Raw genomic sequence first — 16,123 nt, 5'->3', positions numbered from 1 at the left:
GCATAAAGGGGAATAACTTTGAATTTATCACTAAGAAACCGAGTCGCATGGAGTTTTTCGTTTGCCGCAGCTGTGGTAATCCTACTTGCGTTCATCGTTTTTTATCATTTAAATAATCTCAATAAAGAGATCGAGTCGATTACAGATCGTTCTAATAAAGTAACTCTCATTACAGATGAGGTTAGGATTTCAGCGGTTGCAATTCTTAAAAACCAAAGAAGAATTTTAACGAAGAAGCCTACTCCTGAGATGGTTGAAAGGATCCTAAATCTTTGTGAATCATTCACATCGCAACTTCAAAGACTCGACACTCACTACGATGAGCCGGAAGTAAAAAAGATTATCGGGCAGATGCTCTCCTATACCGACTCTCTAAAAGTTATCCTAAGTAAGGCATCTTTATTTCATCGAAATAATATTGGAATGACTTCCATTGGGGAACTTGCGGATAAGATTCTTGATGCTTTCTCCGAGTTTCAAGATATTCAGTATTATCAAAATGTTGAAAGAGAAGAGAAGATTAAGGGAATTATCAACGAAACAAAACGTAAGATGATGATCACTCTTATTATCGCTTTTCTATGGACAATAATCTTAGGTTTAGTTATCCCTGGAAAGATTGCCCTGCCGTTTAAAAAAATTAAGGATGCGATTCGCGAGCTTCAAGATTGTAACTTCGACGTTTCCATCTACTACTCCCAAGATGACGAGATTGGTGAAATTGCTCAAGAGATGAATAAGATGATTCACTCATTTAAGAAATTCGAAGAGCTGCGCGCGGATAAGATCGTAGTTGAAAATAGAAAATTTGATGTACTCGCCAATATGGTTAAGAGGCCAGTTCTCTTAACGAATGCTAAGGGTGAACTGATGTATATGAATAATCAGATTTACCAACTTCTTCAGGTTCAGTCTGAGGATACGATTGGTAAGGTGATGACAGACTCAATTATTCCTCAGTGCATCATTGAAACATATGAACTTGCCATTAAGCGTCGTTCAAAGATTGAAAACCAGGAAATCAAAATCGCTAAGCGCGATGACTCAACTAAATCAGATAAAGAGGTTGGAGATAAGATTTCTGTAAAGGTTGATATTGAAGGTGATGAGGGTGCCGAGGGGCATGAAGAGGCCGAAGAAGTTGTTGAATATATTTATGAAGGCTACGCGTCAGTTATTCCAATTCGTGGACGCGATTCGTCACTCGATTATTACTTGATGGTAATGTCAAAAGAAGTTCAGGCATCTTAATGATTTTTAGTAGGTTCCAGCAGACTTTTACGTAAGCGCAGCGTTGTGAAATGATGCATCGCTTACGTAAAAGTCTGCTGGAACCAGTCGAAGCTTATAGTTATCCATTGATTTCTGTGCTATGATTCGTGGAATTTAGCGGAGTTATAGATACAATGATTGATAGGAAACTAATTCGAAATTTTTCCATTATTGCCCATATTGACCACGGGAAGTCGACACTTGCGGATCGATTAATTGAAAAAACAGGTTCAATTACTGATCGTGAGAAATCTGATCGTATTCTCGATAATATGGAACTTGAAAAAGAGCGTGGGATTACAATTAAGGCCCAAACTGTACGCTTGAATTACAAGGCCCGTGATGGACAGACTTACTACCTAAATATCATCGATACTCCAGGTCACGTTGACTTCTCATATGAAGTATCAAGATCTCTTGCTTCTTGTGATGGTGCACTACTTGTAGTTGATGCCTCTCAAGGTGTTGAGGCCCAGACTCTTGCTAACGTTTATATGGCCATTGAAAATGATCTTGAGATTATGCCTGTTCTGAACAAGATCGATCTTCCTCATGCGGACGCAGATCGTGTTAAGCAAGAGATTGAAGATGTTGTAGGGATTGAAGCACTAGATGCTGATGAAGTTTCTGCAAAGTCAGGTCTAGGAGTTGAAGATCTTCTAGAATCAATTATCGAAAAAATTCCTCACCCAAAAGGTGATCCTAATAAGGACCTTCAAGGTCTAATCTTTGACTCGTGGTTTGACCCGTATCAAGGTGTTATCTTCTTACTGAGAGTTGTTGAAGGTACAATTAAAAAGAAAGATATGATCTATCTTAAGAACTCTGATCAAGAGTATGAAGTTCTTAAGCTTGCGGTTAATACTCCGTTCTTTACTGAAGTGAAAGAGCTAGGTGCCGGTGAAGTAGGGATGGTAATTTGTGGGATTAAGAATATCCGTGACGTAAAAGTTGGGGATACAGTTATTAATGCCAAAAAGAAAGATACACCGAGTTTAGGTGGATACGAAGAAGTAAAGCCAATGGTTTTCTGTGGTATCTTCCCTGTTGAGTCTAACGACTATGAAGTTTTAAAAGATGCACTAGAAAAACTAGCTCTTAACGATTCTTCATTTACATATGAGCCTGAAACTTCTCAGGCCCTAGGTTTTGGTTTCCGTTGTGGTTTCCTTGGCCTTCTTCACATGAATATTATTCAAGAAAGACTTGAGCGTGAATTTAGTTTAAATTTAATTTCAACAGCGCCTTCTGTGTCTTATAAAGTTAAGATGAATGATGGTGAGATTGTTGAAGTTGATAACCCTTCTACGATGCCAGAGCCTGGTAAGTTTGAAGAGATTACTGAGCCAATCGTTTCAATTTCTATTCACGTACCAAATGAGTACGTTGGTAAGATCATTCGTCTTTGTGAAGAGAAACGCGGTATTCAAACTGATATGAAATATATTACGGAAGAGCGTGTACAAGTAACTTACGATCTTCCACTTAGTGAAATGGTTTTTGACTTCTACGATAAGTTAAAGAGTTACACTAAAGGATATGCATCAATGGACTATGACTTTAAAGGTTACGAGCCTTCGAAGTTAGTTAAGGTTGATGTTTTACTTAACGGTGAAAAAGTTGATGCTCTATCAATTATTTGTCACACTGATAATGCATATTATAAGGGACGTGATCTTGTTGGACGATTAAGAAAGATTATTGACCGTCAACAATTTGATATTGCCATCCAGGCCGCAATTGGTGCTAAAATTGTTGCTCGTGAAACTGTTAAGGCACTTCGTAAGAACGTACTTGCCAAGTGTTATGGTGGTGACGTTTCAAGGAAGAGAAAGCTTCTTGAAAAACAAAAAGAAGGTAAGAAGAGAATGAAGATGGTTGGATCTGTTGAGGTTCCACAGGAAGCATTCTTGGCCGTACTTGCTGTAGATGAAGACAGTAGTGGTGGGAAAAAATAAACATGGAAGAATTGAGAAGTATTTTAGATGATGCTGTAACGAAGTTTTCATCAAATGAATACTATGACAAATTAAGGTCAGCAAAAGAAGAGTATTTCAAGCTTGCTGGAAAATTATCTGAAGAAGATGATGATTACGAATCTCGTATGAATGGTTTCGTCTATTGGTATATCACTCAACGTGACTTCGATGATAATGGCCCGTTAATTAAGAAATTTGTTAATGAAATCTCAATTGAAGAAAATCAAAAAGATTCAATGTTAAGTATTAACCATTCTCTTTTTGAGTACCGTGGACAAAACCTTTTTAAAAAGCATGTCTTTAAAGACATTCTTCACAATACAAAATTCTACATTCCTAAGAATGAGTTTACATTACAACTTGTAAAGGATGACTTATTCATTGCCCGCACAATTAGCCACGAAGGAAAGACAATGTTACTCGATGACATCTCTGTTCTTCCATATGATGCAAGAGGGCCACTTGTTAAGGAATCAAAGAAAGTCAGAAAACTAAATGATCGCAAAAGAGATATGCAATTTCTTTTAAGAATTGAGGCCCTTAAAACAAAGTGGCGCCAATACGGTCATATCGATCCGAAAAAGATTTTTGTTTTTAATTAAATAATACTACTGAACTTCTTCCAGTGCTTCAGCTTCTTTGAATGTGTGCTTCTTTTTCCAAAGAACGTATGGAATCACACCTAGAAGATTCACTGAGATTGCTACTAAGAAGTAGAGATTAAAAAATGAAGCACCCTTATCTTGGCCTAGCGCTTTAAAAAGCTCTTCAAAAACAAGGTGACCAACTCCTGCTCCAGCAGGTGAGATAGGAATAGCTATTGAGATAAGCCCCACAGGGATAATGCTAAAGAGCTGCTTGATACCAATATTAGCATGAAGAAATGAGTGAACTAGACTCCAAAAAGCCGTAATGGCAAAGATGTGGACAATAACTGAAAGGCCAATGGACTTTAGGATAACAGCTCTGCTTTCTCCAATTTTCCAAAAAGTCTCAGTGATGCTAGCAATCTTATCTCCAACAAATGGAAGAATTTTAATTAGCTCTATCACATGTATCTTAATTCTTACTGGCATAAAAAGCACAAGAACGAATCCAAGTGCACCAAGTAATAACATAATATTAAATGAGATAAGCGGCTTAACCTTTGGTGATAAAACAGTTAACTCTGAATAAAAATAGATTGAAGATAGCCCACCAACAATGAGAAGGCCGATAAGGCCAATAATACGATCAATTAGTGCGGTACTTAAGAGAAAAGATCTCTTTAAGTTTTTGTCACAATCTCTAACGTAGAGAAGTTTTAAAAAGTCTCCCGTGACAATACCTGGGAGAAACGTTGAAAAGAATTGTCCTATTAAATTAATTGGGTAGATTTTCTTAATATGAATTTTATCACTCTTTGTTTTCAGAAGTAGTGACCAACGAAATGCTGCAATAAATGAACTGCATATTAAAAGTGCAAGTGAGATTAAGGCCCAAGGACCATTCTCAAGTACCTGTCCGATCAGACTAAGGTCAAGTTTATCTGATTTTGCAAGCCATGTGAGAATTGCAGCCGCAAAAATAACCTTGAGAATTGTCTGAATTGACGCTTTGTGCATATAGTTAAATTCCTTATTTAGGCTTAAAACTTAGCATAAAAGGTGCTAATCTAGTACCAATTTTTAAAAAGGATAAAAGCTTGAAAATTACAGTAATTGGAACGGGATACGTTGGTTTAGTGAGCGGAACTTGTTTTGCAGAAATTGGTCACAAGGTAACTTGTGTTGATATTGACGAGAATAAGGTGGCCATGATGAGACGTGGTGAATCACCAATTTTCGAACCAGGACTTAATGACCTCTTAAAAAGAAATATTAAGGCCGAAAGACTAGCTTTTTCGACGGGGCTTGAATCAGTTAAAGATTCCAAGTCAATTTTTCTAGCAGTTGGAACTCCTTCTGGTGATGATGGTAGTGCTAACCTTACATACTTATTTCAAGCTGCCGAAGATGTGGCAAAGAATATCTCTGATGATGCAATCATCGTTATTAAATCAACTGTACCAATTGGAACTTGTGAAAAAGTAAGAGAGATTGTTGCTAAGAATACTGATAAGAAATTTCATATCGTTAACAACCCAGAGTTTTTAAAAGAAGGTTCGGCGATTGAAGACTTCATGAGACCAGACCGTGTTGTTATTGGACACAATAATGAAAAAGCTGCTCAGGCCATGGAAGAACTTTATGAGCCATTACTAAAACAAGGGAACCCTATCTTTATGATGTCGAATTTGTCAGCGGAGATGACAAAGTATGCATCAAATTGTTTCCTTGCTACAAAAATTTCTTTCATCAATGATATTGCAAGACTGTGTGACACTTTAGGTGCTGATATTAATGAAGTACGTAAAGGGATCGCTAGTGATAGAAGAATCGGTTCTCACTTCTTATATTCTGGGCCAGGCTATGGTGGTTCTTGCTTTCCAAAGGATGTGAAGGCCTTAATTTATACGGCCAAAGAGCACGGTCATTCTTTAAGAATTGTTGAAGCAACTGAAGATGTGAATGATGAGCAAAAGCTTTACATGGCAACAAAAATAAAAAAGCACTTCGGAGAAGACTTAAGTGGAAAAACTTTTGCATTCTGGGGAGTCGCATTTAAAGCTAATACTGATGATGTACGTGAGTCTCCAGCGATCTATATGGCAAAAGATCTAATTGATGCTGGTGCAAAAATTCGTTTCTTTGACCCTGAAGGTGGGCCAAACTTCATGAAAGCGGTAGGTGAAAAATATCACACATCTTTAGAAGAAGTATCAAATAAGTACGATTGCTTAAGTGGTTGTGATGCAATGGTTACTGTAACTGAGTGGAGAGAGTTTTCAACTCCTGACTTTGCAGAAATCGCTACACGTTTAAATGAAAAGGTAATCTTTGATGCGAGAAACCTATTTAAGACTGAAAAAGTTTTAGGTGAAGGTTTCACTTACTACGCGATTGGGAAGAAAATTTAATGAATGAATTGGTTATCGCCAATATTCAGATTTCTTCATCTCTTGATTACAAATCAAATCTAGAAAAAATTAAAACATACTTATCTCAGGCAAAAAGAGAGGGGGCCCAAGTGGCCTTCTTGCCTGAATGTTTTTATTCAATCTCTAATGGCCGCGAGCCAAGCCCGTACCTTATGGAGTGGGACAATGAACACTTTGATAACATCAGGCAATTGGCCGTTGATTCTGGGCTCTTCCTTATTGGGGGCTCTGTTGCTTTTAAAACTGATACAGGTATTCTTAATAAGGCCATTAACTTGGATCCTCAAGGTCGTGTTATTGGTAGCTACGACAAGTGCCATCTATTTTCTTGTGACATCACAACTGTAGATGAACAAGGGCAAAGAAAACGAAAAAAAATTAACGAAGCCGATATCTATACCGCAGGAAAAGATCCTTTAATTATTGATGTACTTGGCTGGAAGATTGGTATCGCAATTTGCTTTGATCTTCGTTACCCAAGCTTCCTCCAATATTACTACGATAATAAAGTTGATCTGATCACCTTTGCTTCGGCATTCACTGTTCCAACAGGACAGGCCCATTGGCATACTTTATTACGAGCACGTTCAATTGAAGGACAGTGCTTTGTTGTGGCCAGTGCACAGTGTGGAGAAAATAATCCAGGAATTCATACTTATGGACACTCATTAGTTATTAATCCATGGGGAGAAGTTCTTTCTGATCAAAAGAATGCTGAGGGAATTTCGATTGTAAGACTCAATAAAGAGCAAATTTCTAACACACGTTCACGAGTTATCCTATAGTCTAACTGTTTAAATTTATTGAAAATTGAGTAGAATTTGGAGGTATTTCATAATTACCTGCCGATAAGTCTTTATGATTAGATTTAGGAGGCAAATATGGAATTACTAGAAATTATACTCGTGACTACAGTCATGGCATTTGCCACCAGCGGAAATATTATTCTTTCAGGACTAAGTTATTGGGAGACTGAAGATAGGGTAAGAAGGTCAATTTCTCATGCCAATGAAGACTATGGTATGCGCGAGTCAGAACTAGAAGAACACACTAAAGTTGCATAATTTAAACTTAATTAAGTTCTTGTATAAGTAGACTTCTCGATAAGTAGTAAAAAGCTTATCGAGGAGTTTCAATGCGTTTAGTTTTTATCTTACTTCATTTCGTTCTATTTTCTTGTAGTAGTACGACACAAGAACCAACAGTTAAATACCTTCAAAAAGAAACGATCATTAAACATAAGTATTCTTCAAATCACGTAAGAATTTTCAGTGAAAAGGCATCAGTTGGCGAGTATCTCGTTATCCTACCTTCGCTTGGCAGAGGGGTTGAAGATTACACTGAGAAATATAAATCGACTCTGACAAATCGTTTTGTCGAGGCAGGTTATCAAGTTGTTTTAATTCAGCCACGTGGTATCGGAAGAAGCACTGGCAAACTAAGTGGAAAGAGTACGACGATGCTAGAGCTTGTCGATGACATAAGAGATACTCTTGATCAGTTAGGAATTAAAGAGATTTGGCTTGTGGGCCATGCTTTTGGAAATAGGTTAGCACGAAGCTTTACAACATATTACCCTAAGTATGTTAAGGGGCTTGCTCTTCTTGCAGCTGGCGGCAATTTTCAAATGACTAATGAAGCACAGAATTGTTTGAAGAATTCTTTTAATATGCGACTAGAAAAAGATAAGCGATTAGAAATGATTAGTTGTGCATTCTTTGCAAAAGGTAATGATGCTTCCATTTGGTTAAATGGATGGTTCCCACAACTTGCGGCCGCTCAAATTCATGCGACCTCTACCATTGATGCAAATAAATACAAGATGGCAGCAGGAAAGAAATTTTTGATTGTTCAGGCCAGTGAAGATTTTATTGCTCCTCCCGAGTTGGCCGGAAAGGTATTAGCTAAAGAGCTTGAGGATCAGGTAACTTATAAAGAAGTCGAGCATGCTGGGCATGCTCTAACTAGTGAGCAACCAGATGAAGTTGCTGAAATCGTAATAGAGTACTTTAAACAGCACTAATTACATAAATGGATTATCACCCTTTGAGTGATCTGTTACATCAACAACTTCAACAATGTCTGGAAAATTTTGTTTTACAAGTCTTGCAACACCATCCGTAAGAGTTGCTTGTGAAGCAGAACAGCCTTGGCAACCACCAGTCATCTTTACGTAGAGCTTATCATTATCGTAATCAATTAATTCGATATTCCCACCGTGGGCAGCTAGTGCTGGCCTTACTTGTTCATCAAAAAGTTTTTCAATTTTTCTAAGCATATTAATTCCTATCCATTAATTGGTTTAAATGGCCAAGGATTGCGATTGAAGCATTCTCCACTCTCATGATTGAAGGGCCAATGCTTATCTCTTTAAAACCAAGATTCTTAAATTCGTTAATCTCTTGGTTAGTCCATCCTCGTTCTGGTCCAATGGCCAATTGTAATGGTCTTTCGATATCTATTTTAACATCTTTTAACTTGGTTGTGGCATAAGGTGAGAGAATAAATCTTTGAACACCTTGTGGTTGCATGTCTTCGTATTGATAAGTCTTCTTAAGCTTAGGTGCCTTGTAGAAAACAGCTGACTGGCTTACACCCAATTCAGATAGTTCTTGAAAACGCTCGTAAACTTTAGAAGTGAGGTAACTCTTATCACTTAGAATGGCCTTAAAGATATGAAAGCTGTCCGCTCCCATTGCACTACAATGCTCGAAAACTTTCTTCATCGTAGGTGGCCTTGATGCCGCAATAATTAGCTCGATAGGGTAGTGAAGTCCCGGGCGAGTTAGGCCAACTTCCACTTCGACAATTGCGTCGATAATACTGCTTACCTTAAGAGTCGTTAGCCCTTGCTCAAGAATCGTTCCCTTGAGTTCATCACCAACCTTTACCTTTACAACTTCACGTAAATGTCTCGATTGCTCTTGCGTGAGAACAACTTTTGAGTCGCGAATTTGATCTTTTCTAATTATGACAGAGTTCATCTTCTTTAATTTTAATGAGTTATAGCTTTAATTCTTTTACCACTTCTTGCACCTCTTGGGTATGGATTTTAAAGCAACTTTGTCACAGATCGTCAATAGAGAGCATTCATTCACATTATTTATGGCACCAATGGGCTGGGGGAAAACAAGACTTATTTGGCAATTATTAGAAGACTTTGAAAGGATTATTATTGTCTCTCCGTTGCGTTCAATTCTGGAAGATTTGAAGGAGAGGGAATGTGTTGTGGATAATATTACTGACAAGGGAATCTTTTTAACAACTGTGGAGTCACTTTCTAAAGATGATCTCGATTTTGCTTTAAAATCCAACTCTCTTTTTGTGTTAGATGAATTTCATCTCTTTTATGAATGGGGAGAGTCCTTTCGTCCTAGATTACTTGATTTCCTTTATCAAATCTCATCTTCTAAAAGTACCAAAGTGATAGGACTGAGTGCAACTATTACAGATGAGCTATATCGTGTGATCGAAAGGGATGTCGAAAATAACTTTAGGCATTTCTGTTTTCTTAATATTGGAAACTTTCAAAAGAAGAATATGTATAAGAAGAAGCGTATGTTGATTCGCCCACTTCTTCTACTAAAGCTTATCTTTGAACAATTACTCTTTGAAAGGGGAAGAACCATTCTTTTTTGTTCGTCACGAAAAGAAGTCTTTTTCTGGCATAAGTTCTTTCTAAGATTAGGCATTTCATGTGATTACTGTGTAGGAGGACAAGTTAAAGACTTTGTGGCCAGAGAGAATCTAAATCCTGCAAATCTGATCATTGCTACTAGTGCTTTGAGCCATGGAGTTAATTTACATGGAATTGAAAATATTTATATTAGTTATAAACCTAGTGAGTCCACAAATTTTCAAATGATCGGTCGTGGTGGTCGCTTTGGAGAAGAATTTCAATATATTGGGGTCTTAGAGAAAGGGAGGAAGTGGTGGGAAAGAATTCACTACAAGATATGTAATTATCTCTTTATAATGAGTCAGGACTTATTATTATGGTTGAATTAGAAGGCATTCTCATTAACAAGATTCCATATCAAGACAAGCACTTGATTGGAAACTTACTCCTTAGAAACGGAAATAAAATTTCTGTGATGTTCTATGGTGGACAAGGAGGAGGAAAGAAGAAAGTTTCTTCTATCTTACAAGTTGGTTACCTTTTTAAAGTCGGTTTCGGTCGAGTTAAAAATAGTTTTGAAATTCTAACGAGTAAGGACCATGTCGAAAAATGGTGCCATAAGAATATTTCCCACAGTCCAATGGCCTTCTACTTACTTTGTTTCTTCTGTGAACTTTGTCAGTCGTTTGCTCCACAAATTACACATAAAGACGATCTTGATTTAAGTGAGAAAAGTCATGAAGGAATTTTTCGCCTTCTTTCAAATGCTATCTTTCGCTTAGAAAGCCGAGTTCTAGCGAGTGACTTTAATGCTAATCATGAACTCTTCATTTTTCTTGTGAAGGCAATGGTTGAGCTTGGGATTTTTCCTCGAACAGAAACCTGTGCTGTCTCAGGGGTTGAAATTGGTGATAATGATTTTGTTTCATTATCAATTGAGCAAGGTGGGTATATTCACTTCTCTCATCTAAGCTTAGAAGAGCAAAGATTAGTTAATGGACAAGAAGGTAAGGACCTTAGAAGTGAAATGCTAAAGGTTGCAGCAAGCAAGTATTCAGAATATCAAGTAGGAACACAGATTCAAAAATCTGAGCTAAACCAACTTGTTAATTATATTTGTTATCATCAGCACGTTCAACGTGAGCACTACAAGTCCTTAAGCTTACTCTTATAGGTCTTCAAATACTTTGTAAGTAAGTGAGATGGCCTTAGCTAGATTTGTATTCTTTGCTACGTTTAGGATGGTCTCATCTGAATAATTTAAAACGAGAGAACTTCTAGTAAACATATACGAGTAGTTAAAGCTTGTTGAAAGATAGTACTTATTTTCACCTTCAATACCATCGATCTTAACGGCACTATCTTGCCAATAGGTTAGTGAAGTACCAAAGCGCATCTTCGCATTGGGATTATAACCAAGGCCTAAAGAAGACGAATATCCAAATCCTGGTTCAACTTCTTTATTATCAATCGTTCTTTTAAAACCGTAGTGTCCTTCTAATGTCACAGAGTAGTCATAGTCGTAAACAACCTTAAATAGAGCAAGTCCTAGAGTTGATTCGTAGACTCCTCGGCTTAGTGAGTCTGATAAGAGGGGATCGTCATAGCTGTAAATAGAATTACCATTTGGGATTAGTTGCTTAAAGAATAGAAAGCCACGAGGCTTTAAAAGATTATAAGTCAGCTCAGGTAGAAACTCCCATGTCAGTTGGAAGCTTGGATCGACAACTTCAGTGGTACTTGTTTCTTTTATTGAAGACTCAACTGTTCTTTTTTTAACTGGAATATCAAAGGCGATTTGAAAATAACTGTCAATGAGGTAGCTACCTTGAAACGCGATAGTCTCAGTTACTTCATTCTTAGAATTAATATTATGAATCTTGCCGTCAACCCCCGCTTCACTTGTTACTGCAGAGTTTGCATAGTTGATTTTTGCTTCCCACTGGTGGTCGCCTAAAATAATATTAGGAATATTTGCGCCACCACCGCAGCATGAAGATGCTTGAGTCGTTAGTGAAAAGAAGAATGTAAGTAAAATTAGAGCGTAAGTGGCCATGAGACAGTGTCGTATAAGTTTCCGTTATCTTTTAATTGTAAGTGAAAGTCCCAAAGACCACCCATTGTGAAGTAGATATCAGTTAGTTCATAGATTCCCGTCGCAACCTTCGTGACAGTAATTGGATAGGAACCATGCCCCATATCTGGCATCCAGATATAGGCCGAAAAATCACCAATTGGATCTTTTAGGTTATCTGCTGAATCTTTAAATGTGATCGTGATCGTTGAGCTATCGTAGAGCAGTGGCCCTTTTTCCCATTGACGAGAAATTGTCAGGGCCTCTGTATTAAATTCTAATTGATTTGTTATATTATCACGTCCACCAACTAATTCTTTTAGGTCGCCAGAGAATGGAGATTTTCCACAACTTGTGAATAATAAGAATAAAAGTGTCAGTGATAATAACTTCATTACTTCTTAAGCTCCACATCAATTGCAGCAATGTCACCATCTAGTTCAAAACGAACTTGCCAGTAACCTTTCATATGTCCCATAAAGAATTTTGCATTCCCATTGATGATCTGATCTTCATCATATGACCAAGAAATAGCTGGTCCACCGTGTTGGTGACCGTTTGCCATCATCATCCATACATAAACTTTAAGCTCTTTCGGAGAGACTCTTTCTCCTGAGTCTTTGTCATAAACAATTGCTTCAAATGTTGAAGGCTTTCCATCAAATGGCCCGTTAGTCCACTCCATATCAACGCATAGATTTTGTGATTCGATTTGAAATGGACACGCCATTACAGAAGCAGTGATAACTAGTACAATTAATGTTTTAAATGTATTTAACATATTTACCTCGCGATATAGCACCCAAGTGCCTTTGATTCTTTATATGGCAGTTCTTTATTATTTTGTAGTGCTGTAAGCACGTCATTTAAATAGAATTTTGAAGATAGCTCAGGGCTTCTCTTATTTGTTACGGCCCCTTGGTAAATAACTTCCTCTTTATCATTTAATAAGAAGACATGAGGAGTCTTTAGGGCATTCATTTTATTTGCGTACTTTAAGTCTTTATCAATGAAGATAGGAAAGTTGATTTTGAATTGGTCAAAGTACTCAAGAGCCTTCTTCTTGCTGATATGTTTGTTCGAGCTAAAACCAATGAATTCAATATTGCTAAACTTCTTTGCAAGAGAGTTAATATAGTCGAATTGTTTTTGTGAACAAGGACAACTAGGCGAAAGGAAAATAAGAACTTTCTTCTTTTTAGTAACAGAAATTTGTTTCTCTTGATGAGTTGATAAATCGTAGCGTATTTCAGTAAATGCCCCAAACGTTGCGCTTGTGATGAGGAGTGCAATTAGTAATTTCATAGGTGTTATTTATAAAATCTCTAATTGAAGCACAAGAAATCAATACCCTAGTAGGTATTAATTTTTACGACTCCTTGATTAAAGTCAGCTTTTGAGGACGAGTAAGCTTCTTTATTTGAGCTTCTCGCTTACTTGCGCTTGAGCGATCTGGATGCTCTTCTGTAAAACGAATTTTTTTAGGTGGATTGGCCTTGGTGAACTTTGCACCTTTAGGATCATTCTTATGTTCTTCAAATCTTCGCTCTACATCAGTTGTAATTCCTGTGTAGAGCTTCCCATTCTTTGTTTCGATAATGTAGACAAACCACTTGTCGGCCTTTGCCATTAATTCTTTCTCGCTTGATATGTGTCTTCTTTCATAAGCATTCCTGTACCAATTCCGTACTTCTCTTGAGTGCCTAACATAGACTTTAACTCATTCGTGGAAATCTTTCCATTAAAGAAGTTAAGGTAACTTTCAAGTTTACTCTTGAGCTTCTCTCCGTGTTCGTTTAAAAGTTCGACTCTAAACTGAGAAACACCTTTTGCAATTAATTCGTCAATTAAGTCTGTCGAACTCTGTGCAATAGCATTAAACATTGTATTTCGACATTCTTGATCGGCCTTAATAAAGTGCATATTTCCAAATTGGTCTTTAAGTTCCACATGATGCTTTTCACATGGCTTCCCACAGTCTTTAAATGATGATCCTTCCGATAAGAAGGCAGCATACACACAATGCTCCATATGAAAGCTTGGCATATATTGGTGGATATTTACTTCAATTCTCCCAGCATCAGTACTTGCAAGAAGGTTTTCCAATTGCTTTGCATTTAAATCATATGATGATGTTAAGGTTTCAAAACCTTTATCTAGTAAGTAATTGGCCGTTTGTGAATTTGCGACGTTTAAAGAAAAGTCACCTTTAAGTGGAATGTCACATTTAGACCTTAAGTATTGGTAAGAACCAAGGTTACGACAAAGAATAAAATCAGGCTCTAATCGAGTTAGAACATTTAAGTGATGATATTCTTTTGGTTTCAAAATTCTATTCGTAGCAATACCAACTTGGCACTTTGGAAGTTGTTTTAAAAGCTCTAGTGAAGGCTTGTAGTCCTTACCAAATTCAAAGTCTAATGTAATTAATAGTCTTTCGTATTCACAGCTTTTTAAAACTTCAAATGCTTCTTTTACTTGATCTATATCTCTAAGTAGGAAGTTTAGAGTAATATCGTTTTCAGAAACTTCTTTCTTTGAAAGATTAAAAGATTGGGTCTGAGGGGCCTTAACAAAGACTCGCTTGTTATTTAATTCTTCGACGGCTTCTTGTCTCAACTTCTTTAATGATTTCGAGTGAATGAAGGGAGACTTCTCATTTGTTATCAATTCAAAATTTGAAACAGCATAGATTGTACGAGATAGGGCACATGCATCTTTTTCAACTTTTTCTAAATCTGCTGGCTTTCTTGCTTCTTCAACTAAGTCTTCGCTTTCAATTATAACTTGGTTAAAACCATCGCTAATTTTATATGTGAGCTTCTCTCCAACATTTGCAATAAGTGTTACTTGGATTGGAATACGCTTTTGTTTGTTGATATCACTAATTAAGGACTCGCTCTCTTTTGCAACTTTTGGATCCGAGTTCAAATAGATATCCATACCTGGGCGAACTTGCTTCCACTTAAAATCGTGAGCAAGTGAAAGGCTTACGCGCTTTCCTTTTCTTTTTACACCAAAGATTGAAGATCCAACCTCAAGGCCCTTATTGTCGTCGCATATTGCAACACCCATTCCATTCTCTAATTCACGATCAGTGTCGATTTCTAAAAATGGAGGAGAAACTTTTTTTACTTTTCCAAGTTCTATTCCTCGGTGAGCGCCGTAGTGACCTTTAACAAGTTGTTGGTGGTCAACACCGTGAAGCCATCCTGAAAAGAGTCCTCGTGAATATGTAAGGGCCATATTGTCGAGCTCTTTTTGGCCAACTTTCTTTCCTTCAAGTTTTGCTTTAAATGCACTTGCCGCAGTCGAAACATAGGCCGGCCCTTTAAGACGTCCTTCAATTTTAAAAGAATCAATTCCCATGTCTTGAAGCTCATTGACTTCTTCGATTCCGCAAAGGTCTTGTGGCGAAACTAGGTAGCTCATCTTTCGTCCGTGTTTTGTGAGGTCTTGTTTTTCTCCATCCACAAACATCTCGTAAGAGAAGCGACAACTTTGGGCACATTGACCACGATTCGCAGAACGCCCTCCAATACTTTCTGAAGTAAAGCATTGGCCAGAGTAGGCGACACATAAAGCTCCGTGAGTGAAGACTTCAAGCTCACGCTGCGTATTTGATCTGATCTCTTTAATTTCTGGAATTGAGTTTTCACGTCCTAGTACAAATCGCTTGATATCAAGGTCTTCAAGAAATGTAATATGATCGTGATTGGTCACTGTCATTTGAGTCGAGCCGTGAATAACTTGCTCTGGATATAATTGTCGGACGATATTTGCTAGTCCGATATCTTGAATGATTAGGGCATCAGGGCCTAGGGCCACAACTTCGTTTAATCTTTCAATAGCATCAGAAATTTCTTCTTCAAAGATGAGAATATTAAATGCGACGTGCACCTTAACTCCATAGAGATGGCACATGTCGATAATCTCTTTTAATTCATTAACGGAGTGATCGTGAGTTCTCCCACGAGCATTGAATCCTGGCATTCCAACATAGATGGCATCCGCACCACCGTGAATTGCCGCTAGGCACATTTGCATATTGCCCACAGGGGCGAGAATTTCTGATTTTTTCATGACCTGCTTTTAGCACGAGAGCAAAAGGTACGCGATACCAAATCGTGATTTCAGTAATTTATATATAGAAAATAAGT

18 protein-coding genes are annotated in these 16,123 nt (G+C 37.5%); 9 read left to right on the top strand and 9 right to left on the bottom strand.

What is annotated here, in order from left to right:
* The first annotated feature begins 18 nt into the window (after window positions 1–18).
* From ABMA72_RS07200 to ABMA72_RS07190, 3 genes are all read left to right on the top strand, one after another.
* Complete coding sequence (locus ABMA72_RS07200; RefSeq protein ID WP_392857475.1) at window positions 19–1,251, top strand: HAMP domain-containing protein; 1,233 nt, start codon at window positions 19–21, stop codon at window positions 1,249–1,251.
* 155 nt (window positions 1,252–1,406) lie between these two features.
* Complete coding sequence (gene lepA / locus ABMA72_RS07195) at window positions 1,407–3,230, top strand: translation elongation factor 4 (protein WP_392857473.1); 1,824 nt, start codon at window positions 1,407–1,409, stop codon at window positions 3,228–3,230.
* A gap of 2 nt (window positions 3,231–3,232) precedes the next feature.
* Complete coding sequence (locus ABMA72_RS07190; protein WP_392857471.1) at window positions 3,233–3,853, top strand: hypothetical protein; 621 nt, start codon at window positions 3,233–3,235, stop codon at window positions 3,851–3,853.
* 6 nt (window positions 3,854–3,859) lie between these two features.
* Here ABMA72_RS07190 and ABMA72_RS07185 read toward each other — a convergent pair whose 3' ends face one another.
* Window positions 3,860–4,855: a lysylphosphatidylglycerol synthase transmembrane domain-containing protein gene (locus tag ABMA72_RS07185; protein ID WP_393056643.1), complete on the bottom strand. Its 996-nt coding sequence runs from the start codon at window positions 4,853–4,855 to the stop codon at window positions 3,860–3,862.
* Between the two features lie 80 nt (window positions 4,856–4,935).
* Between ABMA72_RS07185 and ABMA72_RS07180 the strand changes: the two genes are divergently transcribed.
* The 4 genes from ABMA72_RS07180 (at window position 4,936) to ABMA72_RS07165 (ending at window position 8,293) form a co-directional block, all read left to right on the top strand.
* The gene (locus ABMA72_RS07180; protein WP_393056641.1) at window positions 4,936–6,249 is read left to right on the top strand and encodes a UDP-glucose dehydrogenase family protein; all 1,314 of its coding nucleotides are present in this window, start codon (window positions 4,936–4,938) and stop codon (window positions 6,247–6,249) included.
* On the top strand, window positions 6,249–7,055 hold the full coding sequence (locus ABMA72_RS07175) for a nitrilase-related carbon-nitrogen hydrolase (protein ID WP_393056639.1): 807 nt from the start codon (window positions 6,249–6,251) through the stop codon (window positions 7,053–7,055). The genes ABMA72_RS07180 and ABMA72_RS07175 overlap by 1 nt, the downstream gene beginning before the upstream one ends.
* A gap of 96 nt (window positions 7,056–7,151) precedes the next feature.
* Window positions 7,152–7,334, top strand: a complete 183-nt coding sequence (locus ABMA72_RS07170) for a hypothetical protein (RefSeq protein ID WP_392857462.1) — start codon at window positions 7,152–7,154, stop codon at window positions 7,332–7,334.
* A 71-nt stretch (window positions 7,335–7,405) separates the two neighbouring features.
* Window positions 7,406–8,293 carry an alpha/beta fold hydrolase gene (locus ABMA72_RS07165; RefSeq protein ID WP_393056637.1) on the top strand — a complete coding sequence of 296 codons (888 nt, stop codon included), beginning with the start codon at window positions 7,406–7,408 and terminating at the stop codon, window positions 8,291–8,293.
* On the opposite strand, the gene ABMA72_RS07160 is transcribed toward ABMA72_RS07165, so the two are convergent.
* Together ABMA72_RS07160 and ABMA72_RS07155 are read right to left on the bottom strand one after the other, a co-directional pair.
* Window positions 8,294–8,548 carry a NifU family protein gene (locus ABMA72_RS07160; RefSeq protein WP_021266260.1) on the bottom strand — a complete coding sequence of 85 codons (255 nt, stop codon included), beginning with the start codon at window positions 8,546–8,548 and terminating at the stop codon, window positions 8,294–8,296.
* 1 nt (window position 8,549) lies between these two features.
* Complete coding sequence (locus ABMA72_RS07155; RefSeq protein ID WP_392857458.1) at window positions 8,550–9,254, bottom strand: RsmE family RNA methyltransferase; 705 nt, start codon at window positions 9,252–9,254, stop codon at window positions 8,550–8,552.
* 79 nt (window positions 9,255–9,333) lie between these two features.
* On the opposite strand from ABMA72_RS07155, the gene ABMA72_RS07150 reads away from it, so the two are divergent.
* Window positions 9,334–10,278, top strand: coding sequence for a DEAD/DEAH box helicase (locus ABMA72_RS07150; RefSeq protein ID WP_392857457.1), 945 nt, complete (start codon window positions 9,334–9,336; stop codon window positions 10,276–10,278).
* Complete coding sequence (locus ABMA72_RS07145) at window positions 10,266–11,063, top strand: DNA repair protein RecO (protein ID WP_393056635.1); 798 nt, start codon at window positions 10,266–10,268, stop codon at window positions 11,061–11,063. The genes ABMA72_RS07150 and ABMA72_RS07145 overlap by 13 nt, the downstream gene beginning before the upstream one ends.
* Here the strand turns inward: ABMA72_RS07145 and ABMA72_RS07140 are convergent.
* The 6 genes from ABMA72_RS07140 to ABMA72_RS07115 form a co-directional block, all read right to left on the bottom strand.
* Window positions 11,058–11,945 carry a hypothetical protein gene (locus ABMA72_RS07140; protein ID WP_393056633.1) on the bottom strand — a complete coding sequence of 296 codons (888 nt, stop codon included), beginning with the start codon at window positions 11,943–11,945 and terminating at the stop codon, window positions 11,058–11,060. The two genes, ABMA72_RS07145 and ABMA72_RS07140, sit on opposite strands and share 6 nt — an antisense overlap.
* On the bottom strand, window positions 11,927–12,358 hold the full coding sequence (locus ABMA72_RS07135) for a FixH family protein (protein WP_392857451.1): 432 nt from the start codon (window positions 12,356–12,358) through the stop codon (window positions 11,927–11,929). Before ABMA72_RS07135 ends, ABMA72_RS07140 begins: the two co-directional genes overlap by 19 nt.
* On the bottom strand, window positions 12,358–12,744 hold the full coding sequence (locus ABMA72_RS07130) for a hypothetical protein (protein WP_392857449.1): 387 nt from the start codon (window positions 12,742–12,744) through the stop codon (window positions 12,358–12,360). Before ABMA72_RS07130 ends, ABMA72_RS07135 begins: the two co-directional genes overlap by 1 nt.
* 2 nt (window positions 12,745–12,746) lie before the next feature.
* Entirely contained in the window at window positions 12,747–13,268 is a 522-nt protein-coding gene (locus ABMA72_RS07125) for a redoxin family protein (RefSeq protein ID WP_392857447.1), read from the bottom strand.
* A gap of 64 nt (window positions 13,269–13,332) precedes the next feature.
* Window positions 13,333–13,593 carry a GIY-YIG nuclease family protein gene (locus tag ABMA72_RS07120; protein ID WP_392857446.1) on the bottom strand — a complete coding sequence of 87 codons (261 nt, stop codon included), beginning with the start codon at window positions 13,591–13,593 and terminating at the stop codon, window positions 13,333–13,335.
* Window positions 13,593–16,046, bottom strand: coding sequence for a DUF3656 domain-containing protein (locus ABMA72_RS07115; protein WP_392857444.1), 2,454 nt, complete (start codon window positions 16,044–16,046; stop codon window positions 13,593–13,595). Before ABMA72_RS07115 ends, ABMA72_RS07120 begins: the two co-directional genes overlap by 1 nt.
* Window positions 16,047–16,123: the final 77 nt, after the last annotated feature.

The organism is Halobacteriovorax sp. CON-3, assembly GCF_043196995.1.
GTDB lineage: Bacteria > Bdellovibrionota > Bacteriovoracia > Bacteriovoracales > Bacteriovoracaceae > Halobacteriovorax_A.
Note: the sequence above shows the minus strand (reverse complement) of the source record. Positions and strands in the feature narration are given on the sequence as shown.

Excerpts from the sequence above, each read along its gene's own strand:
- ABMA72_RS07135 (WP_392857451.1), bottom strand. The coding sequence starts at position 12,358 with ATGAAGTTATTATCACTGACACTTTTATTCTTATTATTCACAAGTTGT.
- ABMA72_RS07145 (WP_393056635.1), top strand. The coding sequence starts at position 10,266 with ATGGTTGAATTAGAAGGCATTCTCATTAACAAGATTCCATATCAAGAC.
- ABMA72_RS07155 (WP_392857458.1), bottom strand. The coding sequence starts at position 9,254 with ATGAACTCTGTCATAATTAGAAAAGATCAAATTCGCGACTCAAAAGTT.
- ABMA72_RS07120 (WP_392857446.1), bottom strand. The coding sequence starts at position 13,593 with ATGGCAAAGGCCGACAAGTGGTTTGTCTACATTATCGAAACAAAGAAT.
- lepA (WP_392857473.1), top strand. The coding sequence starts at position 1,407 with ATGATTGATAGGAAACTAATTCGAAATTTTTCCATTATTGCCCATATT.
- ABMA72_RS07160 (WP_021266260.1), bottom strand. The coding sequence starts at position 8,548 with ATGCTTAGAAAAATTGAAAAACTTTTTGATGAACAAGTAAGGCCAGCA.
- ABMA72_RS07175 (WP_393056639.1), top strand. The coding sequence starts at position 6,249 with ATGAATGAATTGGTTATCGCCAATATTCAGATTTCTTCATCTCTTGAT.
- ABMA72_RS07115 (WP_392857444.1), bottom strand. The coding sequence starts at position 16,046 with ATGAAAAAATCAGAAATTCTCGCCCCTGTGGGCAATATGCAAATGTGC.
- ABMA72_RS07165 (WP_393056637.1), top strand. The coding sequence starts at position 7,406 with ATGCGTTTAGTTTTTATCTTACTTCATTTCGTTCTATTTTCTTGTAGT.
- ABMA72_RS07185 (WP_393056643.1), bottom strand. The coding sequence starts at position 4,855 with ATGCACAAAGCGTCAATTCAGACAATTCTCAAGGTTATTTTTGCGGCT.
- ABMA72_RS07130 (WP_392857449.1), bottom strand. The coding sequence starts at position 12,744 with ATGTTAAATACATTTAAAACATTAATTGTACTAGTTATCACTGCTTCT.
- ABMA72_RS07125 (WP_392857447.1), bottom strand. The coding sequence starts at position 13,268 with ATGAAATTACTAATTGCACTCCTCATCACAAGCGCAACGTTTGGGGCA.
- ABMA72_RS07190 (WP_392857471.1), top strand. The coding sequence starts at position 3,233 with ATGGAAGAATTGAGAAGTATTTTAGATGATGCTGTAACGAAGTTTTCA.
- ABMA72_RS07170 (WP_392857462.1), top strand. The coding sequence starts at position 7,152 with ATGGAATTACTAGAAATTATACTCGTGACTACAGTCATGGCATTTGCC.
- ABMA72_RS07140 (WP_393056633.1), bottom strand. The coding sequence starts at position 11,945 with ATGGCCACTTACGCTCTAATTTTACTTACATTCTTCTTTTCACTAACG.